We start from the raw sequence: 24725 nt of genomic DNA on the forward strand, positions 1-24725 counted from the left end.
TCCTGTTGCCCAGGACCTGGGGGACCGACCGAACCGAATAAGGAGCGTTGAGCGTGGCGACTTTGGCACGGTGGTGCTATCGGCACCGGCTGGTGGTCCTGGTGCTGTGGTTGGGGGCACTGTTCGGCCTGGGCGCGGCGAGTTCGGCCGCGGGCACGAACTACGCGAACGTCTTCTCCCTCCCGGACACGGACTCCGCGACCGCGTACGACCTGATGGAGAAGGCCTTCCCGGAGCGCGCCGGCGACACCGACACGGTGGTGTGGAAGGTGGACGGGGAAGGCGGGGCATCCGTACGGGACGAGTCCGTACGGTCCCGGATCGAGCCCGCGCTGGAGGAGATCGGGCGCATGAAGGGGGTCGGTGAGGTCACCGACCCGTACGGGGCACAAGGGGCCGCGCAGATCAGCAAGGACGGGCGGATCGCGTACGCGCAGATCACCTTCACCGAGCAGGCGAACGCCGTCCCCAAGGAGCTGATCGAGGAAGTCGTCGACACGGCTCAGGCCGCCGAACAGGGCGGACTCCAGGTCGAGCTGGGCGGCCAGGCCATCGCCCGCACCCAGGAGCCGCCGCAGGGCACGGCGGAGGCGGTCGGCATCCTCGCGGCGGCGGTCGTGCTGTTCCTCGCCTTCGGCTCGCTCTTCGCGATGCTGCTGCCGATCATCGTGGCGATCGCGGGCGTCGGCACCGGCATGATCGCGACGATGCTGATGAGCCATGTCGCGGACGTGCCCGAAGTGGCCCCGCTGCTGGGCTCGTTGATCGGCCTCGGAGTCGGCATCGACTACGCCCTGTTCATCGTCACCCGGCACCGGCGCGGCATCCTGCGCGGCATGAAGCCGGAGGAGGCGGCCGTGACCGCGCTCAACACCTCCGGCCGCGCGGTGCTGTTCGCGGGCGGCACGGTGTGCATCGCGCTCGCCGGAATGCTGGTGATGAACATGCGGTTCCTGGACGGCGTGGTCATCGCGACCTCGCTCACGGTCGTCCTCAGCGTCCTGGCCGCGATCACCCTGCTGCCGGCCCTCCTCGGCCTGCTCGGCATGCGGGTGCTCAGCCGCAGGCAGCGGCGCCGGCTCGTCGCGGCGGGACCGGAGCCGGCGGAGGCGAGCGGCCCTGCGGCGCGCTGGTCGTCGTACGTCCAAAGGCGTCCGCGCCCGGTCGCGGCGCTGGCCCTCGTCGTGATGGCGGTCCTCGCGATCCCCGTGCTGTCGATCCGCCTCGGCGCCACCGACCAGGGCAACCACCAGGAGTCGACCACGACCCGGCAGGCCTACGACCTGCTCGCCGAGGGCTTCGGCCCCGGCTTCAACGGCCCGCTCCAAGTGGTCGTCGAGGGCGACGCACCACAAGGCCTGGTCAACGGCATCCGGTCGGCTGAGGGCGTCGCCCAGGTGGCCGCCGTGCCGCCTGCGAACGGCGTCACGGTGATCCAGGTGGTTCCGACCACCTCCCCCCAGTCCGAGCAGACCGACCAGTTGATCGACCGCCTGCGCGACGACGTGATCCCGCGGTCCGGCGCCGAGGCCCATGTCGGCGGTGTGACGGCGGTCTTCAAGGACTTCGCCTCGGTGACCGGCGACCGCCTGCCGTACTTCGTCGCGACGATCATCGCGCTCGGCTTCCTGCTCCTGCTGGTGGCCTTCCGCTCACTGGTGGTGCCGCTGACGGCAGCCCTCATGAACCTCATCGCGGCGGCCGCGTCCTTCGGCGTCCTGGTGGCGATCTTCCAGTGGGGCTGGGGCACCGAGCTCATCGGCGTCGGCAAGGAGGGCCCGATCACCTCGTTCCTGCCGGTCATCATGCTGTCCCTGCTGTTCGGCCTCTCCATGGACTACCAGGTGTTCCTGGTGAGCCGGATGCACGAGGAGTGGGTGCACACCAAGGACAACGCCCGCGCGGTCCGCGTCGGCCTCGCGGAGACCAGCCGGGTCATCAACTCCGCCGCCCTGATCATGATCTGTGTGTTCAGCGCGTTCGTGCTGAGCGGCGACATGGAGGGCGCGATGGCGGGCATCGGCCTCGCGGCAGCCGTCGCCCTGGACGCCTTCATCCTGCGTACGGCGCTGGTGCCGGCCGCGATGCACATGCTCGGCAACGCGAACTGGTGGCTGCCGGACTGGCTGGAGAAGCGGCTGCCGCATCTGGCGGTCGAGCCGAAGGAAGAGATGGCGGTGGCGGCCGAGGAGGAGCCGGTCGTGGCGGGCCGGGCCTCGGTCGTCCACGGGTTCGTCCGGGGCGCCGACGGTGAGCCGGTCGACGGCGCCGCGGTGACGCTGCTGACGACGGGCGGGCGCCGGCTGGACCAGGTGACGTCCCTGGCCGACGGGTCGTACATCGTCTCGGTGCCGGCGCCGGGGACGTATCTGCTGGCGACCAGCGCGGTGTCGTACGCCTCCCGGGCGGGTCAGGTGGTCGTGGCGGACGGGCCGTTGGTGCACGACGTCGAACTGGCGGAGGGCGAGCCGGCCGAGGACGAGGTGGACGCCGTCAACTGACGCCCACCGGATGCGGTTTCAGGGGCGCTCGTCCTCGGCGGGCGCCCCCTTGCCGGTGGCATCCTTGTCCGCCTTCTTCTTCGCCGGATCCGGGATCGCGTTCGTCATCCCCGGCAGGAAGTCCGTGAACAGGTCGTGCACCTCACGCACCAACGGCCGCAGCACCCGGAACCGCGCCAGCGACACGCCCCGCGCGGTCAACCGGGCGCCCCGCTCGGCGAGCCGGTAGCTGCGCTCGCGCCCCTCGCTCCGGTCGTACACCCAGTACAGGACGATCCCCATCTGGGAGAGCCACATCATCTCGGGCAGTACGTCCCGAAGCTCCTCGGGCACCTTGGTCTTCGTCGCGCCCGCCAGCACCTGGCGATGGATGTTGATGGCCTCCACGCGCGCGTGCTCCGACTCGGCGGAGAAGGGGCTGAGCGGGCTGGCGGGATCGGCGGCGTTCTTGAAGAACTGCACCGCGAACTCGTGATACGGCGTGGCGATGTCCAGCCACACCTTCAGCACGCCCGCCAGCCGCGCCTCCAGGTCGGTCTCCGTGGCCAGGACGTCCCGGATCGCCGCCCTGTGCTCGGCGGCGAGCCGGTCGTAGAAGCCCTGGACCAGGTGTTCCTTGCCCTCGAAGTAGTAGTACGCGTTGCCGACGGAGACCCCGGCCTCCTGGGCGATCGCCCGCATCGTCGTCTTGTCGTAGCCGCGCTCCTGGAACAGCCGCATGGCGGTCTCCAGGATCAGCGCGCGGGTCTGCTCGGACTTGCTGGGTGCGTCGCCCTGTTCAGGGCTGTCGTTCTTCGAGGACACGGAACGAGAGCCTAACGAGTGGTGTTTCGGTCGGACGTCAGGAGGTCTGTGCCGTCTGGTAGAGGTTCTGGGCGTCGGCGCCGAAGTACGGGCCGTACATCCGGTTCGGCAGGAAGTTGTACTTGAAGCTGTTCACCGAGGACAGCAGGCCGGTGCCCGTGGACTCGTTGAACTGCGTGAACCAGGGGCCGCCGCTGGCGCCGCCGGTCATGTTGCAGTTCATGCCGTGGTCGTTCGACAGCAGGAAGTCGCGGTTGGTGGTGCCGCTGCAGTAGATGAACTTCTCGCCGTCGTACGGAGCGGCGGCAGGGAAGCCGAACGAGTACATGCGCAGGTTGTAGCCGGTGTTGAAGGCCAGTCCCTGCCCGCCTACGACGTCCGTGAGCAGCTTGCCGTCCAGCGGGGCGACGACGGCGGCGCCGACGTCGTAGTTAATGTCCTCGCTCGCCGTCCACTGGGGTGTGGACAGGGTCTTGGACGCGGTCCACCGGCCGTAGGGGGCCTGCCCGTCGTGGTAGCCGGGCACGAAGACCCAGTTGGTGTGCCAGGCGCCCTCCAGCTTCACGCAGTGGCCGGCCGTGATCACGGTGCTCTTGTTGGCGCTGGTGACGGCGTTGCCGGAACAGGACGCCGTACGCCCCTGGTAGCTGAAGAACACCCGCCCGGCCGTGGAGACGACCGCACCGCCGCCGCTCCATTGACCGCCGGTGTTCGGGAAGGCCAGCAGGCCGATGTCGGACACGGCCTTGCCGACCGCAGCGGCCGGGGCGCTGGGCGCGACGGTGGTCGCCGCGCCCTTGAGGGGCGCAGAGCCGCCGTCGAAGTGGCCGTTGACGCTCACCAGGTCGAGCGGGGTCGCCTCGCGCATCCGCTCCGACGTCCAGAAGTCACGGGCCTGTTGCTGCGCGCCGGCCGAGACCGCGCTGACGGTGGTCGAGGTGTCGGACCTCGGCGCGGCGCTCGCGGGGGTGGCCAGGGCGCCGGTGGTGAGCAGTGCGGTGACGCCGACCAGGGCGCCGAGGAGGGGGCGGGGTATGCGGGTGACGCCGGGTATGCCTCTCACGCGTACTCCTTCTGCGATGGGGGGACCGGGCGACCGGGTGGGCCGTCCGGCTGACAGACAGTCGGTGCGTGTGCGGAGTGGAGAACCGGAGGCAGCGTGCCAACCCGAGCAGCGTTTTGGAAGGGCGCATGCCAAAACCGGGTCGGAAATCGCGCAGTTCAGGGTGGTTTGGGCCCTCTCGTCGCCGGGACCTCCTTGGCCGCCTCCGGCCTCACCGCGTGGCGCAGCTGCCGCTGTCGCAGCCCGGCGGGTTGTACGTCCAGCCCTGACTCGGGTCGTACGACCACCCGTCCGCGCTTCGATAGCCACGCCCGCCCCGCTGCGCGCTGTCCCGCTGCGTCCCACCCCATTGCGCCCCGCGCCACTTGGCGGCTGCGAGCACGGCCCCCTTGGCGAGCCGCGCACCCGACGGAGTGCTGAGGCGATGGGCGAGCGGCCGGTGCTCGCGCAGGGCCCACAGGGTGACGATCCAGGCGGCCTGGCCCCGGTAGACCTGCCCGGCGTCGCCGACGACGGTGATCTCTTCGAGGGTGGCGCCGTGGTCGAGGCCGGGGTAGCGCCGCCGTGCCTCGTCCGACCCGGCCGGCACCAGCTCCAGCGGCACCAACTGCGGCTGCCGTACGAGCCAGTCGCGCAGGAACGTGCACAGGGAGCACTGCGCGTCGTAGAGGACGGTCAGTCGCCGGACCGGGGCGGCGGGCCCGGGGCGCGAGGCCTGAGGCCCGCCGACCGTGCCCGGACCCGGACCCGGACCCGTGCCCGCGATCGCGTCGGCGTCGGTGTCGTCCGTCACGCCGGCCATGTCGTTCACGCCCCGGCCGACGGAGCGACCCAGTCCTGCGGCGTGACCGGCGGCATCTGCTCCCGCTCCAGCACCCCGCGCCGCCGGATCTTGTTGAGCACGTAGACGTTGCCCAGGTGCATCACACCGAGCACCAGCAGCACCACGCCGAGCTTGGTCGACAGGGCCTCGAAGATGCCGCGGGTGTCGAGGACGGTTCCGTCGTCGCTCAGGTACAGCGCGACGAAGCCGAGGTTGACGAGGTAGAAGCCGACCACCAGCAGGTGGTTCACGGCGTCCGCGAGCTTCTCGTTCCCGCGCAGCACGTCGGCGAGGAAGATCCGTCCGTTGCGGCTGAGAGTGCGGGCCACCCAGATGGTCAGCGCGATGCTGACGACCAGGTAGATGACGTAGGCGATGACCGTGCGGTCCATTGCCTCCCCCTTCTGAACACGTTCAAAATGCTGACGAGGAAGACTCTAGGCCCGTCTTTGAACATGTTCAACTCAGTTGGGTGAGGCCTGCGTCACGCACGATGAGAGCCTCCGTCACGCCTCTGACGGGAGCCCTGTCACGGCCTGCGCCCGAGCTCCGGCCGCTTGGAGTAGTCCGTGAACCCGATGACATTCCCCCAGGGATCGGCCATCTCGACGGTCCAGCCGGTGGCCACCGAGAACGGCTCGTCGAGCGGCGCGACGCCCGCGTCGGTCAACGCCCGCGCCGCCGCCCGCGCGTCCGGCACCTCCAGCCACACGCGCGGGGAGGGCCACGGGGGCGTCCGGTGCCTCAACTCCTCCTCCTGCCGCAGCAGGATGCCCGGCGTCTCGCCCCCGACCTTCAGCAGCGCGATCCCGGCCTCGTCGAGCCGGAACCCGACCGCGAACCCGGCCCGCTCGTAGAACCGGACGGCCTCGTCGAGGTCGCCGACCGGCAGCAGCACGTTGTCGAACCCGAGCAGTTCGTACGACTCGTCATCTGACATGCCGTCAGAATAAGGGGATGATCCGCCGGAGCCGGTGATTGTCACCCTGAGCCAGGCCCGCCAGTCGGCCCCGGCGCCGGCCCCGGCGTCGGCCTCAGCAGCCGGCCACCCGTCGCGTGCTCACCGCGATGTCGTCCATTCGGATGTCGTACGACGACGGCGTCGGGTCGGCCTGGTAGAGCTGCCAGCCCAGCTTCAGCTTGTCGAAGGTCGGGAAGGTGAAGGGATCCGAGGTGCCACCGTGGTGGTCGGTGGAGACCGTGAGGTCGGGCTGCTCGACGCCGTCGAAGTAGACGGTGACGCGGTTGTCGGCGGCGTCCAGGTGGAATTCGACGCACTGCCACTTGCCGGCCGTGGCAGGCGCCGATGTCTTCCACGACGTCCAGTCGCCCGTGGGACCGAGGTCCGAGCCGACGCCCCAGAAGTTGCCCTTGTCGGTTGGGGCGTACTGGCCGCCCAGGGGCCGGACCAGTGTGGGGGAGTCCGGGCCGGACGCCTCGGCGATGGTCCAGTGGGCCCAGTCGGGGGCCGTGGGGAAGGCGTCGACGCGGAGGCGGAGGCGGGCCCAGTAGCTGTTGCCGGGGGCGGTCAGGTCGGGGAAGGCGAGGAAGGCCCGGCCGTTGCCCTCGGTGTGGACGCGGAGTTCGCGGCCGTGGCCGGTGCTGCTGGGGGCGACGGTCAGGGTGCCGTTGGAGGTGTCGGCGCTCCATCCGCTGCCGGCCGTCACCGGGCCCAGGGGGAGACGGTCGAAGTTCTCCCGGGCCAGGGTTCCGTAGGACGTGGGGGTCGCCGATGATGTGGCGGGTATTGCGAGCAGTACGGTCGCTGCGGTGCAGATTGCGGCGGCTGCTTTCCTCAGAAATGCCATGCGGAAAGTGTGCAACCGCTTTCTCGCAAGTCACAGTGAGGGCAGGGGAGTTGGCTGAGGAAGGCGCCTGGGGTGTCTTGATCGCGTGAGGGGGACGGGGTGGGTGTTCCGGCGGCGAAGGTGTTCTTCGCGGAGGTGCGGGCGCTGTTCGCGGAAGCGGCCGAGAGGCGGGGGCTGGAGGGGCCGGGTGAACGCAGATCCGACCTGTTGCTCGCCACGTCCTGTTACAGCAGCGGGGGCCTGACGTACGAGTTCTACTTCGAGTGGTTCGAAGTCCATGTCAGGGTCAGCGCGGTCCTTGAAACGGAGACCGGCAAGATCAAGGCCAATGTCGAGCAGCTGGCCATCGCGGCAGGTGTCGTCGAGAAGAGGGGCGGTGTGTCGTTCAGCGCCCGTAATCAGAAGCAGATGAAGAAGTCGCTGGAAGGCCAGGTGCGTTACGTCGAACTGGTGCACCCCTTCCTCTCGGGTGACCGGGAGGCGGCCGAGGAACTCATCCGCAAGGCCGGTGCACGGTAAGCGCGCAAGGCCCCAAGGAATGCCCCCTTTTTTTCGACTTGCCCCGCCTCATCACTTCTTCGCCTGGCCCGCCTTCAGGATCTCCGCGACATCGAGCTTGACCTGTGCGCCAATGCAATCGGGCAGGGTGACCATCTCACCAGGGGAGTACAAGCGGTGGGTCGTGTACTCGTCGTCCGCAGGGTCGGTGAGGACGTGCAGACGCTGGTGCTTGCGGTCGACGATCACGTAGACGGGAACGTCGGCGTCGGCGTAGGCGCCGACCTTGGTGTGCAGGTCGGTCTTCCAATTGCTGGAGGTGACTTCCAGGACCATTCGGAAGGCGATGGAGTCGTAGCAGTTGCGCTCGATGTGGTGGTCGTCGATGTCGGCGTCGACGATGCAGAGGTCGGGGGTAGCGAAGTCCTCGGGAGCGTCGGGTAGCCAGATGCTGACATTCTGGAGGACTGCTGTATCGCCTCCGTGGAGCCCGGCCATGGCGAAGGGCAGTACAAGGGTGGTCAGAGCCCAGGCGTGGGCAGCGTCCGGGGACGGGGTCACGAGGATCTGGCCTCCGATGATCTCGACGCGATACCCCGGATGGCGTTCCATGATCTCTTCGGCCAGGGCCGTCAGCGAGACGTCATCGTGAGGCTGCTCGACGGCTGCTGTGGACATCGGTGCCTCCTGTGGGTGGTGCCGAGAGCATCATCGTAGGCCGAGCAGCGCCGGTATGTCCTTGACGATCACCTTCACCCAAACGGGTGCGCGCACCGCAGAGGGCCCCGCTCCCAACGGAAACGGGGCCCTCACAGCCGTACGAAAGGCCGTATCGAAAACGACCTCAGAAGCGGCGCGTGATCAGCGCCTTCTTCACCTCGGCGATCGCCTTCGTGACCTCGATGCCGCGCGGGCAGGCGTCCGTGCAGTTGAAGGTCGTGCGGCAGCGCCAGACGCCGTCCTTGTCGTTCAGGATCTCCAGGCGCTGCTCGCCGGCCTCATCACGCGAGTCGAAGATGAAGCGGTGCGCGTTGACGATGGCGGCCGGGCCGAAGTACTGGCCGTCGTTCCAGAAGACCGGGCACGAGGAGGTGCAGGCCGCGCAGAGGATGCACTTCGTGGTGTCGTCGAAGCGCTCGCGGTCCTCGGCCGTCTGCAGGCGCTCGCGCGTGGGCTCGTTCGTGTCCTTCGTGATGAGGAAGGGCATGACGTCCCGGTACGCCTGGAAGAACGGCTCCATGTCCACGACCAGGTCCTTCAGGACCGTGAGGCCCTTGATGGGCTCGACCGTGATCGGCTTCTCGGGGTTGATGTCCTTGATGAGGGTCTTGCAGGCAAGGCGGTTCTTGCCGTTGATCCTCATCGCGTCCGAGCCGCAGATGCCGTGGGCGCAGGAGCGGCGGAAGGTCAGCGTGCCGTCGACGTCCCACTTGATCTTGTGGAGGCCGTCGAGGACGCGCTCCTTCGGGTCGATCTCCAGCTGGAAGTCTTCCCAGGTCGCCTCGGCCGAGACCTCCGGGTTGAAGCGGCGGACTCGGAACGTGACCGTGATGTAGGGGGACGCGGCGGACTCTGCCTCCACCTTGTCCATAACGGGGGTAGCCATCAGTACTTACGCTCCATCGGCTGGTAGCGGGTCTGGACGACCGGCTTGTAGTCGAGACGGATGGACTCGGCGCCGTCGTCGCCCACCTCGCGGTACGCCATGGTGTGGCGCATGAAGTTGACGTCGTCTCGGTTGGGGTAGTCCTCGCGGTAGTGACCGCCGCGGGACTCCTTGCGGGCCAGCGCCGACACCGCCATGACCTCGGCCAGGTCGAGCAGGTTGCCCAGCTCGATGGCCTCCAGCAGGTCGGTGTTGAACCGCTTGCCCTTGTCCTGGATCGAGACGTTCCGGTAGCGCTCGCGCAGCTCCGCGATCTTCTCGACCGCCGTCTTGATCGTCTGCTCCGTGCGGAACACCATGACGTTGGCGTCCATGGTCTCCTGCAGCTCCTTGCGGAGCGTCGCCACCCGCTCGGTGCCGGTGGAGGTACGCAGCTGCTCGACCTGGTCGATCACCAGCTCCGCCGGGTTCTCCGGGAGCTCGACGAAGTCCGCCTTCTGGCTGTACTCCGCCGCCGCGATGCCGGCCCGCTTGCCGAACACGTTGATGTCCAGAAGCGAGTTCGTGCCCAGGCGGTTGGCGCCGTGGACAGACACGCAGGCGACCTCGCCGGCCGCGTACAGGCCCGGGACCACCGTCGTGTTGTCCGCCAGGACCTCACCCTCGACGTTCGTCGGGATGCCGCCCATCGCGTAGTGCGCGGTGGGCTGGATCGGGATCGGGTCGGTGTACGGCTCGATACCGAGGTACGTCCGCGCGAACTCCGTGATGTCCGGGAGCTTGGCGTCCAGCTGCTCCGGCGGGAGGTGCGTCAGGTCCAGGAAGACGTGGTCGCCCTCGGGGCCGCAGCCGCGGCCCTCGCGGATCTCCGTGTAGATGGAGCGGGAGACGACGTCACGGGACGCGAGGTCCTTCATGACCGGCGCGTACTTCTCCATGAAGCGCTCGCCGTCCTTGTTGCGGAGGATGCCGCCCTCACCGCGGGCGCCCTCCGTCAGCAGGATGCCCATGCGCCAGATGCCGGTCGGGTGGAACTGGAAGAACTCCATGTCCTCCAGCGGCAGCCCGCGACGGTAGACCGCCGCCTGGCCGTCACCCGTCAGCGTGTGCGCGTTCGACGTCACCTTGAAGAACTTGCCGCAGCCGCCGGACGCGTAGATCACGGCCTTCGCCTGGAAGACGTGGATCTCACCGGTCGCCAGCTCGTAGGCCACGACACCGGCCGACTTCTTGACGCCGTCGACCTCGGTGATCAGCTGGTCCAGGACGTAGAACTCGTTGAAGAACTCCACGCCCTCCTTGACGCAGTTCTGGTACAGCGTCTGGAGGATCATGTGGCCGGTGCGGTCCGCGGCGTAGCAGGACCGGCGCACCGGCGCCTCGCCGTGGTTACGGCTGTGACCGCCGAAGCGGCGCTGGTCGATGGTGCCGTTCGGGGTGCGGTTGAACGGCAGGCCCATCTTCTCCAGGTCGAGGACCGAGTCGATGGCCTCCTTCGCCAGGATCTCGGCGGCGTCCTGGTCGACCAGGTAGTCACCGCCCTTGACCGTGTCGAAGGTGTGCCACTCCCAGTTGTCCTCCTCCACGTTGGCCAGCGCGGCGGCCATACCGCCCTGCGCGGCGCCCGTGTGGGAGCGGGTGGGGTAGAGCTTGGTCAGCACGGCGGTGCGGCTGCGCTTCGTCGACTCGATGGCCGCGCGCATGCCCGCGCCACCGGCGCCGACGATGACGGTGTCGTACTTGTGGATCTTCATGAGTGGATTACCTCAGCCCCGTGCCTAGCGGATGTTCGGGTCGAAGGTGAAGATCACCAGCGTGCCCAGCAGGATGGTGAACACCGTGGCGGTGTAGAGCAGGCCCTTGAGCCACAGGCGGGTGTTCGCGCGCTCCGCGTAGTCGTTGATGACCGTGCGCAGGCCGTTGGCGCCGTGCAGCATCGCGAGCCAGAGCATCAACAGGTCCCAGACCTGCCAGAAGGGGCTCGCCCAGCGGCCCGCCACGAAGGCGAAGCCGATCTTCGACACGCCGCCGTCCAGCACGAGCTGGATCAGCAGGTGGCCGATGACCAGGACGACCAGCACAACGCCGGACAGGCGCATGAACAGCCAGGCGGCCATCTCGAAGTTGCCCCGCGTGGACTTCGGGGTCTTCTTGGTGCGCTTGCGCGGGGCCTCGATGAAGGGGGCCGGGTTGTCGACGTTGTAGAGGGACTCGCCCTCGACGGGGCCGATACCGGTCGTGGTGGTTTCAGTGGTGGACATACGCGTCAGCTCCCGAACAGTTCACGAGCGGCGTGACCGAGGACGGGGTAGATCGCCCCCAGCATCAGCACGAGCCACAGGCCGACGACGGACCAGAGCATCTGCTTCTGGTAGCGCGGGCCCTTCGACCAGAAGTCGACGGCGATGACACGCAGGCCGTTGAGCGCGTGGAAGAGGATGGCGGCGACGAGGCCGTACTCCAGCAGCGCGACGATCGGCGTCTTGTACGTGGCTACGACCTTGTCGTAGTCCTCGGGGGAGACACGGACGAGAGCAGTGTCCAGCACGTGAACGAACAGGAAGAAGAAAATGAGGACGCCGGTGACTCGGTGAGCCACCCAGGACCACATTCCTTCCCGGCCGCGGTACAGCGTTCCAGCCGGCACGGAAGTTCCTCCGGGAGCGGGGATTGGGGCCGCGCCGGCTTGTGCTGTCGGTCGGGCCCGGCCGGGTACGGTCCACCGGCCCTCAGCATCGTATCCACGGTTGCCTGCGGCGATTACGCCGGGCCTATCGGTGTGATCAAACTGGCACGCGGATGGGTTATTGGCGGCTAATTGGGCGGTGTGTGCGGTTATTTGCCGAGTGCGGCGCCGTAGGGGCTGGTCGCGCGGTTCCCCGCGCCCCTAGGGAGTCGAGCAACCGTGCTCTTGCAAGGCGCCGGAGTTCCTCTGCCGCAAGGACTCGTTCTTCTTCCGGATCGTTCGTCAATCGTGATCGGATGCCTGCGAGGACGTGGTCCAGGGCCTCGTTCGGTGTCAGGCCGTCCAGGCAGATGACGAACGCGTGGCCGAACCTCGCCTCGTATGCGGCATTCGCGGCACTCATGGCTGTATGCGCCGCCCCGTACGCCCCCTCCGGCAGTACAGGCAACGTTTCTCCTGCCAGTGCCTCCGCCAGATCCGCCGGTGCCAGGTCGTACGCCGCCTCGTCCGAAGCCGCCAACAAGGAGTCGACGTCGGGGTAGGGGCGGTGGTCGGCGATGCGGGTGGCCCAGCGAGGGCTGCGGAGGCAGGTTCGGAGAATTCGCAGGATCTCGTCGGCGGGGGCAGTGTTGAAGGACTCCAGCGCGGTGGGGGACGGTGGAGTGCGAGTCTGCTCGGGCAGCGACGGTATGGCGACTGGGCCAGGAAGGTGTGTGGGCGTCACGTGGGTTTCGGCAGGGGATTCTGGGGCAGGAGTGGCGCCACGTTACCGAGTGTGGACGTGCGGTGTCCGACGGATGCCCGAATTTCAGCCGAACGGGAGAGTTTCGGAACGTGTGGTGGACGCCTCAGGGTGGCCCCAGGGCCTAGGTTGGCGCCGTGAGCCAGCACAAGCACAGGCGCCGGGCCCCGGCGAAGACGGCGCTGAAGCAGACGTGGGTGCTGATCGTCGCGGTCGTCGTCGTGACGGTCGCGGCAGGGGTGAGCCTCGGGCTCCTGGCCACCGGCGACGACGGAGGAAAGCCGGCCGGGTCGCAGCAGGGGCGGTCGGCCGCGGGTACGTCCGAGGCCGCCTCGCCCTCCGCCTCGAAGAAGGCGACCGATCCGACTCCGACACCCACTCGGTCGTATCCGCTCTCGAAAGCCCCCCGCACCATCCCGGCCGTCACCTCCCACACCGCCGCCCGAGGGCCGGGCTGGCGTCCGGCGCGTGGGGAGCGGGTCGTCGTGAGCGACGCCGAGCTCGCCGACGAGGGGCGGCTCGTCGCCGGTGAGCTGGGGCTGACGTACGCCGGTGAGAAGGACGACGTGCGGGCCGGGGATCTGCGGCTGGCCCTGAACGACGACGAAGGCGCGGACCCGGAGTCGTACGCCATGACCGTGCGCGGTGGGCGGGTGACCGTCAGCGGGCCGGGGGAGGCGGGGGTCTTCTACGGGACCCGGACCCTCAAGCAGGAGGTCCATGGTGGGGGTACGGCGCCGGAGGGCGTCGTGCGCGACGAGCCCGCCAAGCCGGTGCGCGGGTTCATGCTCGACATCGCCCGCAAGCACTTCACCGCCGACTGGATCGAGGACCGGGTGCGGGAGCTGGGGGACCTGAAGTTCAACCAGCTGGGACTGCACTTCTCCGACGACCAGGGGTTTCGGATCGAGTCCGACTCGCATCCCGAGATCGTCTCCCAGCAGCATCTGACCAAGGCGCAGGTCAGGAAGATCGTCAAGCTGGCGGCCAGTCGGCACATCACCGTGGTGCCCGAGATCGACTCGCCCGGGCATCTGGGGGCGGTCATCGCCGCGCATCCGCAGCTGCAGTTGCGGAACGCGTCCGGTGTCGCCACGCGCGGGGCGATCGACATCTCCAACCCCGACTCCGCCGCGATCGTCGACGATCTGCTCAATGAGTACGTCGGTCTCTTTCCCGGCAATCAGTGGCATCTCGGTGGGGACGAGTACCAGGCGCTGACCGTGTCCGACCCGCAGGCGAGCTACCCGCAGCTCGCCACCGCCGCGCGGGAGGCCTACGGCTCCGGCGGGACCGTCGCCGACCTGACCACCGGCTGGCTCAACGACCGCGCCGACACGGTCCGGGCCCACGACCGGGTTCCCCGCGCCTGGAACGACGGGTTCTTCCGGGACACGTCCGTCCAGCCGGACAAGGAGATCCAGGTCGCGTACTGGACGGGCAAGGAGATCGGTGCGCGGGTGCCGGCGGAGTATCTGCGGGCCGGGCGTGAACTGATCAACTACAACGACGAGTTCCTCTACTACGTGCTCGGGCAGCCGCAGACCTTCGTCTATCCCACCGGCCAGCGGATCTACGAGCAGTGGACGCCGCGGGTCGTGCGGGGGACGGCGGCCGTGCCGGCCGGCTACGACGACCAGATCCTGGGCGGGTCTTTCGCGGTGTGGTGCGATCTCGCGAACTCGCAGACCCAGGCGCAGGTCGCGGCCGGGATCCGGATGCCGTTGCGGGCGACGGTGCAGAAGCTGTGGGACGCGGGGAAGCCGGAGCTGTCCTGGACCGAGTTCAGGGCGCTCGCGGACCGGCTGAGCTGAAGCCGGGCTGAGCCGGCCTGACCTGGGCTGAGCTGTGGATTTGGCCCATATGGCTGCGAACCCGCGTACGACTGTGGTGTATTCGGCCCAGCCGAACCGAGCAGCCAGGGGGAACCGGGATGGGCTACTGGGGGTACTTCGTCGTGGGCCGCGCCGAGCGGCCGCTGGCGGAGCTGGACGCGCTGGCGGGCGCCGAGGGCATGACCCTGCGCGATCGGGCGCCGGGCGGTTGGCAGGTGTGGGAGTACCCGAGCGGGGACGGCGAGGTCGGGAACATGAACGCCCTGGCACGCGAGACCGGGTCGCCCGCGCTCTTCGGGTACGTCATGGACAGTGACTGCGTGGTCGTGGAGGCGGCGGCTCCGGAGAGCGGGGCGTGGACGACCTGTCTGGCGCGGGCGGCGATGGCCGGGTACCTCGGCGCCGGGGACGAGGGGCTCACGGTCGAGGACTACTTCCTCGAACCCGGTGACGCCGCCGACCGGGCCGTCGCCTGGGCCGCCGAGGCCGGGCACGAAGTGAACGCCGAGCCGCTGATCGACGTACTCACCGCTGAAGCGGACCCAATGGCCGAAAACCTCTTCTTCCGGCTGCTCGACCGGCTCGGCGTCGTGCCCCTGTGACACTCACGGGCCGTTGCACGCAGTAAGGGGAAGTGCGGGCTCCGTTAAGGAAGGAGCCTTCCAGGGGCCTGTGCGGGGGCCCCGACCCTCATGACTGACCCGCTTAGGGAGGCGTGGATGAGCCTGGTGGAACTGATCGCTCAGGCCGACGAACGCGGACTGGCCGCCAGCGGGTTGGCTTGTTTGGATCGGTGTGTGCCCCTGTTGGGCGGTGACGACGAGGCATTGCGGCCGCTGTGGGCGAACCTCGCGGCCGGCGGGGACCCGGCCGCGTGGGGTGAACTCCTTGACCAGGTGCGCGGGAAGCTGGGCGTCGCGGAGGTCGTGGACGACGAGGACGTCGAGGACGAGGCCGCGCTGCTCGCCCGGCGGATGCTGGCCGCCGCTCCCGCCGTACGGTCCGCCCCCGAGGCGCGGATATGGGCCGACGCCTGCTCGGTCGCCTCGCTGCAGATACACCGGCTGCTCGACCCCGCGGAGGACGACGCGTCCTCGGCCGACGCACTGCCGCAGGCTCTCAACTCCGTTCGGGCCGGTGGGGCTCCGACGATCGAGGGCCGTGCGCAGGGCATGTCGCCGCTCGTCGCCGCCGAACTGCGCCGCCAGATCAGCGTCCTGGAGCTGCTCGCCCAGCATGGTGCGGGCGGGCTGCGCCGGGCGCTGGAGGTGTCGACGGAGGGGCGGCGCGTGCTGCGGGCGGTGGTGTCGCGGCGGGCTCGGGGGAGGGCTTGACGCACGCACACCCGTGACCGCCCGGTCCCTCCCGGGCCGTCAGCTCATCAGCCACTTCACCACCGCGTCGCCGTAGTCGGCCGTCCGCGCGTAGAAGGCGGTCAGGTCGCGGTGGGTCGCCGCGAAGAGGCCGCGCATCTCGGGTTCCGCGTCCGGCGCGCCGTACGGCCGCAGCAGCTGCACGCGCGCGTGCCGCCACAGGTCGTCGAAGTCGGCCGCCTTCAGGTACTCGGCGACCCCGGTCACCTGGGATGCGGTGAGCAGCAGGAACGGGGGCAGGGACGAGCCGGTGTGGAACACCGGGCGGCCGCCGAGGACCACGTGGGTGCGGGGGCCTTCGGGCGCGTGGTTCGGGGGGATGCCGCAGTAGAGGAGCTCGACCTCGCCGTACAGCTTGTCGAGCACTTCCTCGCGATGCCGGCCGATCCGCTCCCGCACGGTGTCCCAGTCGTCCTCGAACAGGCGCTGGAACCAGGTGGGGCTGTTGCGCAGCGCCGAGGGCGGTACCGCGCGGAGATGGAAGTACATGCTCATCAGTGACTGGAGCGCACGGCAGCGGCGAAGCGTCACTCTCGCGTCAATATGAACTCCCGCGTAAACCTGTTTCCTGAGGGAGTCCTGTGACCGTGCTGGGGTGGCGGTGCGGCGGTCCTGCACCGGTCCCGGGCAGCCCCCGGATCCGGGTGACGAAACGCTGTTCGGCCACGCTCTCAAGAATGTGACGACTCAGCAGGAAACCAGGCCCCCAGCCGCGACGAAGCCGGTGCGGTGGGCGGCGGACGCGGTGGCGACGATGCGCGAGGGGGCGCGGCTGCGGCTCGACTACTCGGCGCAGAGCCTGTGGCGGGTCGACCGGATGATCGAGGGGCTGCGCGACGAGCGGACGCCGTATGCCGCCGTGGAGAACACGCTGCGCGGTCTCGGTGCGTACGCCGGTGAGGTGATCGCCCGTCAGACCGGCGCCGAGTGGTGGACGTCGGGCGGCGACTTCTGGATCCGCACGCCCGACGGACGGCTGTGGGACCCGATCGACGAGGCGCGCCGGTGTTTCGCGGGCGACGGGTCGCTGCGGTTGCTGTGCCGGGACGCCACGCACGGGGAGTCGCGGCGGTAGGCGACGGCGTGGGAGCGGCGCGGGCATGCCCCGCCCGCGCCCCTGTGACATGACCCGACCGGGACCCCGTGAATGGGCGGGGTCCCGGCCGGGTCAGGTGGCTCTCGACGGGGTGCCCAGGGTGGTCTTGCTGTAGATGACCGCCTGGGAGTAGCCGAGGTCCCGCGTTCCAGTTGCCGCCCTTGCCGGTGCCGACAGGAGGCGGGGCCGGGTCCTCGGCGGACGCGGCCCCGCTGGTCCGACGGGTGTCAGGCCGCCCAGACCTCGGCCTCGTCGGCCGGGACGGTGGTGGCCAGGCCCAGCTCCTTACGGGCGGCGACCGTCTTGTTCGGGTCGATGCCGGTGAAGGCCGGGTCGTAGGCGATGTAGAACGCGTCGGCGTCGGCGGCGTTCGCGGCAGCCTTCCAGTGCGTGGCCGTCTTCTTCAGCTGGTCGCGGAGCTTGCCGACCTGCGCGCCCTCGATGCCCTTCAGGCCCTCGAGGTGTGCGTCGAGCGCGGTGGCGACGGCCTTGGCCTGCGCCTTGTAGGCGGCCAGGTCCTCCTCGACGTCCTTTTCGGACTGGTTCGCCCACAGGGCGTCGTAAACGGCGTTCGAACCCGTCAGATACGTCTTCTGCTCGGCCTTGAAGGACTTCGCGTCGGCGTCCAAGGAGCCGGTGAACGTGCCCGACTCCTTGTTGTAGGTGCAGGTCACCGCGCGGTCGCCGGTCGCCCAGCTCTCCTTGGTCGGCGTGTAGTAGAAGATCGCGACACCCTTGGGGAGCGCCCAGGTGTCCGGGGCGAACTTCCCCGCCTCGACCGGGCAACGCTCGTCGGCGATCCCCGAGATCGCGTCGTCACCGGGGTACGAGGACCCTTCGTCGATCTTGAAATCGGCGACGACCTGCCCCGTGTGCCCCTCGGCGCAGGGCACGATCTCGACGAGGACCTCCTCGCCCTCGCCCTTGTTGTTGGGGTTGTAGCAGTCCCCGACCTCCAGCGAGAACACCGACCGCTGGCGGGCCACCTTCTTCGCGCCGTCCTTGGCGCTGTCGACGGCATCCGATACATCCGAGCATCCCGCGGCGCCGATCGCGAGCAGGGCGACGACGGCGGATATGCCACGAGCAGAACGGTGCGAGCTACGGGTTGCCATGACGTGTACATCCTCTTATGTGAACTTTATGAGGGGGGCGCGCGCATCGTATGCCATCGCTGCGGCTTGGCCCTGTGAAGTCCCCGCCGATGCAAGGCGGGTGTGCGGCAAGCTCTCTGACATGCGATGAGTCGCAATGGTTGTACGCGGCTGCCGCGCGGCCTCGACGGCCGCATCAAAGACGCACGAGAAGCCGAAAGGTTGTACGTCACCTGTGACTTTGCTGTGTGTGAATGAACACCCTCGTTACCCGTGATGTTCACGAGGTGACGTCCGCTTGGTCAGCGGGGGGACCAGAAGGAGTCCTTCCGTCGACGGAGCAAAGGGGTGGGGTCCCATGAGCACAGTGGACGAACGCGCGCCGGGCGCGCATGAGATGGGCCCGTACGCCGCGACCTTCGTCGCCGGAGTCACCGCCGGGAACCGGCTGCCGCTGGACTACTCGGTGGCCAGCCTGCGCCTCGTCGACTTCCTGATCGACGGCATGCGCAAGGGCGGCGCGGACCGGGAGCGCGCGCGGGAGACGCTGCGGGGGCTCGGGGCGTACGTCGGTGAGGTCCTCGTGCGCCGCGCGGGGGCGGTGTGGGTGGACTTCGACGCCGACCAGCGCGCCTACTTCGGCCAGTCGGTCGGGGTGCGTATGCCGGACGGCCGGGTCTGGAATCCGCTCGGCAAGGTCCACAACCGGTTCGAGGCCGGTGGCCCCGGGGAGTCCCTGCAGACCTTCTACCTGACCTTGCACGGGCGGGCACGGAGAGCCGTGGCATGAAGAGTGACACAGAAAGCGGCATGAGAAGTTCCATGGGAAAACGCCTCGCCATGACGGCCGCGCTGGTCGTCTCGGCCGCACTCACCGGGTGCTCGGCGGACGCGGATGACGCGGCGCTCCCCGAGCCGGACCGCCGGGCCACCGCTCCCGTCGGCGCCACCCCCGAACCCGAACCCGCACCCGAACCCACCCCCGAGACCTCCGCCGAGTTCCTCGCCCTGGCCAAGCAGGCGATGGCCGCGCAGGAGGGCTGGCGCTTCAGCGTGCAGGGGAGTGAGGAGCTGGTGCTCCAAGGGCACAAGAGCGGCGCGACCTACTCGGCGCAGGTGCACCGGACGACCGGCGAGCCATGGGCGCTGCACTCCGTCGGCAGCAGCCGGAGCAGCAAGGGCGTGACCGAGTCCGAGGAGCTCTACGTCGTCGACGGCGTCGGCTACGTCAAGGAGGGCGACGCCGCCTGGCGGCACGGGCCCCTCTCCGACCCGGAGATCGCGGGCAAGGTCGAGGACCCGGTGGCCGCCCTCGACACGTTCGAGGAGTACGGCGACGCGGTCTCCGTCACTGCCGCGGACCAGCGGATCGAGCTGCGCGTCCGTACCGCGTCCGCCGCGCTGCCCGCCGTACGGGACCAGGGCGTCGTACGCAAGGCCCTGCGGGAACTCGCTCCGACCCTGGAGCAGCTGCGCGCGGCCGGCGTGCCCGCACCGGAGAGCGGGATCACCGTGGAGCGCGCCGAGGAGACGCTCGTCCTCAACTCCCTGACACATCAGGTCACTTCGCACACCTTCCGGTGCGTGCTGCGCATCCCGCACGGGACGGGAAGCATCCGCTACGGCCAGGCCGTGACCGAGCGGACCTCGGGGCCGTCCGAGAGAGCCGTCGTGTTGCCGGAGGGAGTGGGGTGACGGGCGCCCTGTGACACTTATCTCCGGCACGACGCTGAGGACCGTGGAGGACAAGGGCGTGCACGCCCGTGCCGCAAGGTACGGACGCGCCGCGAGCCGGTACGGACGAGGACAGTTCTTGCGCCAAGGAGGGGAACCCCGCCGCGGGCACGCGCACGACGGGGAATTGGGCGCGGCCGTCGCGCGGGCCCAGGAAGGTGACGAGGCCGCCTTCGCGGTCGCCTACCGGCTGGTGCAGCCAGGACTGCTCGGGTACCTGCGCGGGCTGGTCGGGGACGACGCCGAGGACGTGGCGTCCGACGCCTGGCTGGAGATCGCCCGGGACCTCGCCCGGTTCAAGGGCGACGGGGCCGGGTTCCGGGGCTGGAGCGCGACCATCGCCCGGCACCGGGCGCTGGACCATCTGCGCCGGCAGAAGGTACGGCCCCGGTCGTCGGCGCTGGAACAGGACGTACTGGACCTGCCGGGTGCGTACAACACGTACGACCAGGCGCTGGAGTCGATCTCCACGGAGCACGCCCTGGAGCTGGTCCGCGGACTGCCGCGGGACCAGGCCGAGGCCGTGCTGCTGCGGGTCGTGGTCGGCCTCGACGCCCCCGCCGCGGCCCGCGTCCTCGGCAAACGTCCGGGCGCGGTCCGCACGGCCGCGTACCGGGGTCTGAAGCGCCTGGCCAAACAGCTGGGCGTCGAAGGTGTGACGGATGACGGCCCCCGGACGCTGGGGGAATCGAAATGAACAGTGAGCGTGACGGCGACGGCCAGGGCGCGACATCGGCGCCTCGTTGAGGCGAAGCTGGTGTGCGCAGTGAGTCGTACGGGGCGTGAGGTACGTACAGGCTCTACGAGCTTGTGCGTCACAGCTGGCAGACAGGTCACGTAGATCACGTAAGACACGTGCATCACGTAGGCCGCATTGAGATCAGACGGACAGGAACGGGAAACGGACATGGGTGAACGGCAGAGCGGCGGTGGGTCCACCGGCCGTCGGCGTGTGCACCCTGACGGCATGGCTTCCGGGCACGCGTCCCCGCACATCACCGGCCACGCGTCCGGCCCGACCGTGATGCTCGACGACGCCGCGTTGGAGGCGCTGCTCTCCGCCGCCGTACTGCGCGGGCACCGCGTGGACGCCGAGGGCGAGCAGCGGGCCGTGGCCGCGTTCCGGGCCGCCCGGGACGCGGGGGCCCACCGGGCGCGCACCCGGCGCCGGGACGACTGGCGGCCCCGTGCGCAACGGCGCTTCGCGCGCTCGGCGAAGACCACGCTCTCCCTGTTCGTCGCGAGCCTCGCGCTGGGCGGTGCGGCGTTCGCCGCGATCGGTTCGTCCGGTTCCTCGGACGCCCCCGCCGGTGACAAGGACGGGCCCACCGAGTCGAACAGCGCTCCCGGTCTGCCGGCCGCCGAACCGTCCTCCGCCGCGTCCGACGCTGTCTCCGGCAAGCCCGGCCATCCGGCCACCGCCCAGGACACCGAGGCGAAGTGCCGCGCCTACGCCCAGGTCGAGGAGCGCGGGAAGGCCCTGGACTCGACGTCCTGGCAGCGGCTCGTCACGGCGGCGGGCGGCGAGGACAAGGTGGCCGCGTACTGCGCCGAGCAACTGGCGACCGCGGCGGCGAAGGGCGAGCCGAGCAAGGAGGCCGACGGGGGCGGTGCCACCGGCAACGGCCAGGGCTCGAAAGACCAGGGCTCGAACGAACAGAACTCGAACGACCAGGGCTCGAACGACCAGGGACCGAGCCATCAGGGCCCGAGCGACGAGAACACGTCCGGCAAGGGCGCCGAGAAGGCGGAGAAGGCCGAGAACCAGGGCTGATGTCGGCCCGACGTCCTCGGCCGAGGCAACGGCCGGGGCCGCCACCCCCCACAGGAGAGGCCCCGGCCGTCGCGCGGCACGGGCCGCGCGGCGGCCCGTACTCTCTACAGCGCCATGACTGCGTTTTCTGTCACACCTGGACGCGGACAACGCGCTGTCCTGGGTAGTTGCATGTTGTACGGACATGGACGAGCGGCTCTTTCAGGCCGTAACGTGCCTTTCGCGCCGGACGCGGAGGGTGTATGACCACCGCAACGACCTGCGGTCTTGAAGCCGCAACCATCAATTGAGGTACCAGTGCTGGGGGACGACGCGGAGCTGACTGCCGCGGTGCTTGCGGCACAGGACGGGGACGAGACCGCGTTCCGGACTGTGTACCGCTCCGTGCACCCGCGGCTGCTCGGGTACGTACGGACGCTGGTCGGCGACCCCGACGCCGAGGACGTCGCGTCGGAGGCATGGCTGCAGATAGCGCGTGACCTGGAGCGATTCAGCGGGGACGCGGACCGTTTCCGCGGCTGGGCCGCCCGAATAGCCCGCAACCGTGCGCTGGATCACATACGCATGCGCGGCCGCCGCCCCGCGATCGGCGGCGACGAGACGGAGCTGACCGGGAAGGCCGCCGAGTCCGACACCGCGGGCGAGGCCATCGAGGCCCTGGCCACCGACGGCACCCTCTCCCTCATCGCGCGCCTGCCGCAGGACCAGGCGGAGGCCGTCGTCCTGCGCGTGGTCGTGGGGCTCGACGCCAAGACGGCCGCGGAGACGCTCGGCAAGCGTCCGGGTGCCGTACGGACCGCCGCGCACCGGGGTCTGAAGCGGCTCGCCGAGCTGCTCGGCGACGATCCGGAATCGGCCGGGGTGCTCGATGCCCTGCCTCCCCAGCGAGGAACCCGCGACCGTGCGGTGACGTCTGCGAGTGTGACGCAAAGCGTCACGCGGACGCAGAAGGATGTGTGATGGCCGACGAGCAGTACAGGTGGCTGGACCGCGAAACTGCGGAGCGATTGCTGCGCGGAGAGTCACTCGAAGCTGTCGACGCGGCCGACCGCGACCAGGCCGAACAGCTCGCCAAGACGCTTGAGTCCCTGACCGTCGAACCCCCGCTGAGCAGCGCGGAACTCCCCGGAGAGGCCGCCGCGTTGGCGGCGTTCCGCGCGGCGCGCGCGGACCGGGACGACGCTTCCGCGACCCTCGGCCACGGCTCCGCCTCGCGCGCCTCCCAGGGCTCCGACGCCGGACTCGTCCGCATCGGCGCCCCCGACCGCGCCGCCCGTCGCCCCCGCTGGGCCCGTCCAGTACGGCTCGGTCTCGCCGCCGCGCTGGCCGTCGGCATGGTCGGCGGGGTCGCCGTGGCGGCCGGAACCGGAGTCCTGCCGACGCCGTTCGACCGCGACGAGCGGGGCCGCCCGGCTGCCTCGGTCTCGGCGTCGGTGCCGGACCGCCCGCTCCTGTCGCCCTCGCCCTCGCCGGAGCGCGGTATGCAGGGCGAGCCCACGCCCGACGGCGGCTCGCGGGGCCCCACCGGCTCCGGGAACACCCAGGACACGCCACCCGGCGGCCCGGCCCCGGACCGCGAAACCGCCGCCCCCGACCGTGAGGATCGCTCCGGCGGCTGGTGGCGGACCGTCACCTCGTCCTGCCGCGACCTGCGCGACGGCAAGCAGCTGTCCGGCGACCGCCGCCGCGCCCTGGAGAGCGCGGCCGGCGGTTCCGTCACCGTGCGCAAGTACTGCAAGAGCGTCCTGACCGGCGTCGGCGAAAGCGTCCGGTCGCTGCCGGACGACGGCAAGGGCGAGGACGGCCCGGAAAAGGGCAAGGACAAGGGCGACGACGACTACCCGGACCGAGCGCTGGACCGGGACAAGGGCAGAGACGGCCACAAGGACCGCTCGGCCGGCTCGCGCGCCGACCGTGGCGCCAGCCGTGGCCTGGTGGGCGGCCACCACACCGCCGACGCCGGGCAAGCCCCCTCTGCCGTGGCCGTCCTCCTGTCGGACCGCGCCGTGCTGCCCCAGCTGGAGTCGGTCGTAGTCACTCCCGTCACACGTCGCTGACCTGCGGTTTTGTGATTCTCGGAAAATTCTTCGCGCCGGGAGTGACACTTTCGGCCGCCGTGGCGCTGATCTGAGTGAGCCGACTGGTCATCGGCCCTCGCACAGAGCCGGGGTTCCCCCCGTACCTGCGGCTCGTGCATCGGCGCGGGCGGGACACGTTCCCCCGGTCCCGCCCGCGCCCCACTTCATCTGCGGCCCGCTTCCTCTGCGGCCCACCTCATCCGCGCCCCGCGCCTCACCAGTGGACGACGACCTTGTCGCCGGTCCTCACCTGATCGAACATCTCCCCGATGGCTCGCTCGTCCCGTACGTTGACGCAGCCGTGCGAGGCGCCGGCGTAACCCGTGGCCGCGAAGTCGGACGAGTAGTGCACCGCCTGGCCACCGCTGAAGAACATCGCGTACGGCATGGGCGAGTCATAGAGCGTCGACACATGGTGCCGGGACTTCCAGTAGACGCTGAACACACCTTCCCGCGTCGGTGTGTACTGCGCCCCGAACCGCACCGGCACCGTCAGCAGCGTCCGCCCGTCGATCATCCAGCGCAGCGTCCGGCTCGACTTGCTGATGCACAGCACCCGCCCGGTCAGGCACCGCGCGTCCGGCGCGTCGGCGGGCTGCCCGCCCATCAGGTACAGGTCCCACTTGCCGGGCTCGCGCGTCATCTTCAGCAGCCGCTCCCAGGTGACCTCGTCGGTCTTCCCCGTCTTCGGCAGCCCGCGCTTGCCCTGGAAGCCCTTGACGGCCCGCTCGGTCAGATCGTCGTACGTCCCGGTCGGCCCGTCGAAGAGCCAGGCGATCTGCCGCAGCCGGGCCTGGAGCTCGCGCACGTCACGGCCCTCGTCGCCCCGCGACCACAGCACGGCGGGCGCCGGCGACGCGGGTTCGGCGCTCGGCTTGTCGTCGGGCGGCGCGGACTTCGGGGACGGTGTGCCGCTCGGGAGGTCGATGCGCACCGGCGAGCGCTGCTCCTCGCCCGAAGCCTGCACCGTACAGCCGCACAGCACCGTCAGCGCGGCGCCCGCAGCGAGTACCGCAGTCGATCTCCCCATGCCCTTGGTACGCATCCCGGCCCCCGTCGTCTCACCGCGGCCACCCCGCCGGGCCGACCGCCCTGATGTCACCTGAGATGTTCCCCGCGCGTGACCGGTTGCGAACTACGCGGCATGGTTGGACACAGAAGTGCACAAGGAAGCGCACACGGAAGTGCACGGCCCTGTGAGCAAGGTCCC

At 69.9% G+C, this 24725-nt stretch carries 27 protein-coding genes; 12 read left to right on the forward strand and 15 right to left on the reverse strand.

Annotated features, from left to right (window positions below; translation table 11 throughout):
* Window positions 1-62: 62 nt before the first annotated feature.
* A complete protein-coding gene (locus EHO50_RS24395) occupies window positions 63-2501 on the forward strand; it encodes an MMPL family transporter (RefSeq protein ID WP_128433509.1) in 2439 nt (812 codons plus the stop codon).
* Between the two features lie 18 nt (window positions 2502-2519).
* On the opposite strand, the gene EHO50_RS24400 is transcribed toward EHO50_RS24395, so the two are convergent.
* The 6 genes from EHO50_RS24400 to EHO50_RS24425 all read right to left on the reverse strand — a co-directional run bounded on the left by EHO50_RS24400 (window position 2520) and on the right by EHO50_RS24425 (window position 6999).
* A complete protein-coding gene (locus EHO50_RS24400; RefSeq protein WP_128433289.1) occupies window positions 2520-3305 on the reverse strand; it encodes a TetR/AcrR family transcriptional regulator in 786 nt (261 codons plus the stop codon).
* A gap of 37 nt (window positions 3306-3342) precedes the next feature.
* Complete coding sequence (locus EHO50_RS24405) at window positions 3343-4368, reverse strand: trypsin-like serine peptidase (RefSeq protein WP_246101382.1); 1026 nt, start codon at window positions 4366-4368, stop codon at window positions 3343-3345.
* 211 nt (window positions 4369-4579) lie between these two features.
* Window positions 4580-5170, reverse strand: coding sequence for a thiol-disulfide oxidoreductase DCC family protein (locus EHO50_RS24410; protein ID WP_128433290.1), 591 nt, complete (start codon window positions 5168-5170; stop codon window positions 4580-4582).
* Window positions 5171-5175: 5 nt separating this feature from the next.
* Window positions 5176-5583: a hypothetical protein gene (locus tag EHO50_RS24415; protein WP_128433291.1), complete on the reverse strand. Its 408-nt coding sequence runs from the start codon at window positions 5581-5583 to the stop codon at window positions 5176-5178.
* Between the two features lie 137 nt (window positions 5584-5720).
* Window positions 5721-6131 carry a VOC family protein gene (locus tag EHO50_RS24420; RefSeq protein WP_128433292.1) on the reverse strand — a complete coding sequence of 137 codons (411 nt, stop codon included), beginning with the start codon at window positions 6129-6131 and terminating at the stop codon, window positions 5721-5723.
* Between the two features lie 94 nt (window positions 6132-6225).
* On the reverse strand, window positions 6226-6999 hold the full coding sequence (locus tag EHO50_RS24425; RefSeq protein ID WP_128433293.1) for a LamG domain-containing protein: 774 nt from the start codon (window positions 6997-6999) through the stop codon (window positions 6226-6228).
* Between the two features lie 99 nt (window positions 7000-7098).
* Here EHO50_RS24425 and EHO50_RS24430 point away from each other — a divergent pair, with 99 nt between their 5' ends.
* Window positions 7099-7518 (forward strand): hypothetical protein, encoded by a 420-nt coding sequence (locus EHO50_RS24430; RefSeq protein ID WP_128433294.1) that lies wholly within the window; start codon window positions 7099-7101, stop codon window positions 7516-7518.
* A gap of 51 nt (window positions 7519-7569) precedes the next feature.
* Here EHO50_RS24430 and EHO50_RS24435 read toward each other — a convergent pair whose 3' ends face one another.
* The 6 genes from EHO50_RS24435 to EHO50_RS24460 form a co-directional block, all read right to left on the reverse strand.
* Window positions 7570-8175, reverse strand: coding sequence for a Uma2 family endonuclease (locus tag EHO50_RS24435; protein ID WP_128433295.1), 606 nt, complete (start codon window positions 8173-8175; stop codon window positions 7570-7572).
* A 166-nt stretch (window positions 8176-8341) separates the two neighbouring features.
* Complete coding sequence (locus tag EHO50_RS24440) at window positions 8342-9103, reverse strand: succinate dehydrogenase iron-sulfur subunit (RefSeq protein WP_128433296.1); 762 nt, start codon at window positions 9101-9103, stop codon at window positions 8342-8344.
* Window positions 9103-10857: a succinate dehydrogenase flavoprotein subunit gene (gene sdhA / locus EHO50_RS24445; protein ID WP_128433297.1), complete on the reverse strand. Its 1755-nt coding sequence runs from the start codon at window positions 10855-10857 to the stop codon at window positions 9103-9105. Before sdhA ends, EHO50_RS24440 begins: the two co-directional genes overlap by 1 nt.
* A gap of 24 nt (window positions 10858-10881) precedes the next feature.
* A complete protein-coding gene (locus tag EHO50_RS24450; protein ID WP_128433298.1) occupies window positions 10882-11364 on the reverse strand; it encodes a succinate dehydrogenase hydrophobic membrane anchor subunit in 483 nt (160 codons plus the stop codon).
* 5 nt (window positions 11365-11369) lie between these two features.
* Window positions 11370-11750: a succinate dehydrogenase, cytochrome b556 subunit gene (sdhC, locus tag EHO50_RS24455; protein ID WP_078504082.1), complete on the reverse strand. Its 381-nt coding sequence runs from the start codon at window positions 11748-11750 to the stop codon at window positions 11370-11372.
* A 157-nt stretch (window positions 11751-11907) separates the two neighbouring features.
* Window positions 11908-12513, reverse strand: a complete 606-nt coding sequence (locus tag EHO50_RS24460) for a 2-oxo-4-hydroxy-4-carboxy-5-ureidoimidazoline decarboxylase (protein WP_128433299.1) — start codon at window positions 12511-12513, stop codon at window positions 11908-11910.
* A gap of 155 nt (window positions 12514-12668) precedes the next feature.
* On the opposite strand from EHO50_RS24460, the gene EHO50_RS24465 reads away from it, so the two are divergent.
* The 3 genes from EHO50_RS24465 to EHO50_RS24475 all read left to right on the forward strand — a co-directional run bounded on the left by EHO50_RS24465 (window position 12669) and on the right by EHO50_RS24475 (window position 15700).
* The gene (locus EHO50_RS24465; protein WP_425472252.1) at window positions 12669-14345 is read left to right on the forward strand and encodes a beta-N-acetylhexosaminidase; all 1677 of its coding nucleotides are present in this window, start codon (window positions 12669-12671) and stop codon (window positions 14343-14345) included.
* Between the two features lie 119 nt (window positions 14346-14464).
* Window positions 14465-14968 (forward strand): hypothetical protein, encoded by a 504-nt coding sequence (locus EHO50_RS24470; RefSeq protein ID WP_128433300.1) that lies wholly within the window; start codon window positions 14465-14467, stop codon window positions 14966-14968.
* 117 nt (window positions 14969-15085) lie between these two features.
* Window positions 15086-15700, forward strand: coding sequence for a hypothetical protein (locus EHO50_RS24475; RefSeq protein ID WP_128433301.1), 615 nt, complete (start codon window positions 15086-15088; stop codon window positions 15698-15700).
* Between the two features lie 39 nt (window positions 15701-15739).
* On the opposite strand, the gene EHO50_RS24480 is transcribed toward EHO50_RS24475, so the two are convergent.
* Window positions 15740-16228 (reverse strand): DUF1877 family protein, encoded by a 489-nt coding sequence (locus EHO50_RS24480; RefSeq protein WP_246101384.1) that lies wholly within the window; start codon window positions 16226-16228, stop codon window positions 15740-15742.
* Between the two features lie 190 nt (window positions 16229-16418).
* On the opposite strand from EHO50_RS24480, the gene EHO50_RS24485 reads away from it, so the two are divergent.
* Entirely contained in the window at window positions 16419-16814 is a 396-nt protein-coding gene (locus EHO50_RS24485) for a hypothetical protein (RefSeq protein WP_164904927.1), read from the forward strand.
* Between the two features lie 248 nt (window positions 16815-17062).
* Here the strand turns inward: EHO50_RS24485 and EHO50_RS24490 are convergent, their stop codons facing one another.
* Window positions 17063-17950 (reverse strand): septum formation family protein, encoded by an 888-nt coding sequence (locus EHO50_RS24490; protein WP_128433303.1) that lies wholly within the window; start codon window positions 17948-17950, stop codon window positions 17063-17065.
* 337 nt (window positions 17951-18287) lie between these two features.
* Here EHO50_RS24490 and EHO50_RS24495 point away from each other — a divergent pair, with 337 nt between their 5' ends.
* From EHO50_RS24495 to EHO50_RS24520, 6 genes are all read left to right on the forward strand, one after another.
* Window positions 18288-18719, forward strand: a complete 432-nt coding sequence (locus tag EHO50_RS24495) for a hypothetical protein (protein ID WP_128433304.1) — start codon at window positions 18288-18290, stop codon at window positions 18717-18719.
* A 32-nt stretch (window positions 18720-18751) separates the two neighbouring features.
* Window positions 18752-19624, forward strand: coding sequence for a hypothetical protein (locus EHO50_RS24500; protein ID WP_128433305.1), 873 nt, complete (start codon window positions 18752-18754; stop codon window positions 19622-19624).
* A 118-nt stretch (window positions 19625-19742) separates the two neighbouring features.
* The gene (locus EHO50_RS24505) at window positions 19743-20360 is read left to right on the forward strand and encodes an RNA polymerase sigma factor (protein ID WP_128433306.1); all 618 of its coding nucleotides are present in this window, start codon (window positions 19743-19745) and stop codon (window positions 20358-20360) included.
* A gap of 270 nt (window positions 20361-20630) precedes the next feature.
* Window positions 20631-21437 carry a hypothetical protein gene (locus EHO50_RS24510; protein WP_181449683.1) on the forward strand — a complete coding sequence of 269 codons (807 nt, stop codon included), beginning with the start codon at window positions 20631-20633 and terminating at the stop codon, window positions 21435-21437.
* Between the two features lie 297 nt (window positions 21438-21734).
* Window positions 21735-22397 (forward strand): RNA polymerase sigma factor, encoded by a 663-nt coding sequence (locus tag EHO50_RS24515; protein WP_062150839.1) that lies wholly within the window; start codon window positions 21735-21737, stop codon window positions 22395-22397.
* Window positions 22397-23494 (forward strand): hypothetical protein, encoded by a 1098-nt coding sequence (locus EHO50_RS24520; RefSeq protein WP_128433307.1) that lies wholly within the window; start codon window positions 22397-22399, stop codon window positions 23492-23494. Before EHO50_RS24515 ends, EHO50_RS24520 begins: the two co-directional genes overlap by 1 nt.
* Before the next feature lie 235 nt (window positions 23495-23729).
* Here the strand turns inward: EHO50_RS24520 and EHO50_RS24525 are convergent, their stop codons facing one another.
* Window positions 23730-24545, reverse strand: a complete 816-nt coding sequence (locus EHO50_RS24525; RefSeq protein ID WP_128433308.1) for a L,D-transpeptidase family protein — start codon at window positions 24543-24545, stop codon at window positions 23730-23732.
* Between the last annotated feature and the right edge of the window lie 180 nt (window positions 24546-24725).

Origin of the sequence: Streptomyces cyaneus (genome assembly GCF_004028635.1) — a bacterium.
GTDB classification, from domain to species: Bacteria; Actinomycetota; Actinomycetes; order Streptomycetales; family Streptomycetaceae; genus Streptomyces; species Streptomyces cyaneus.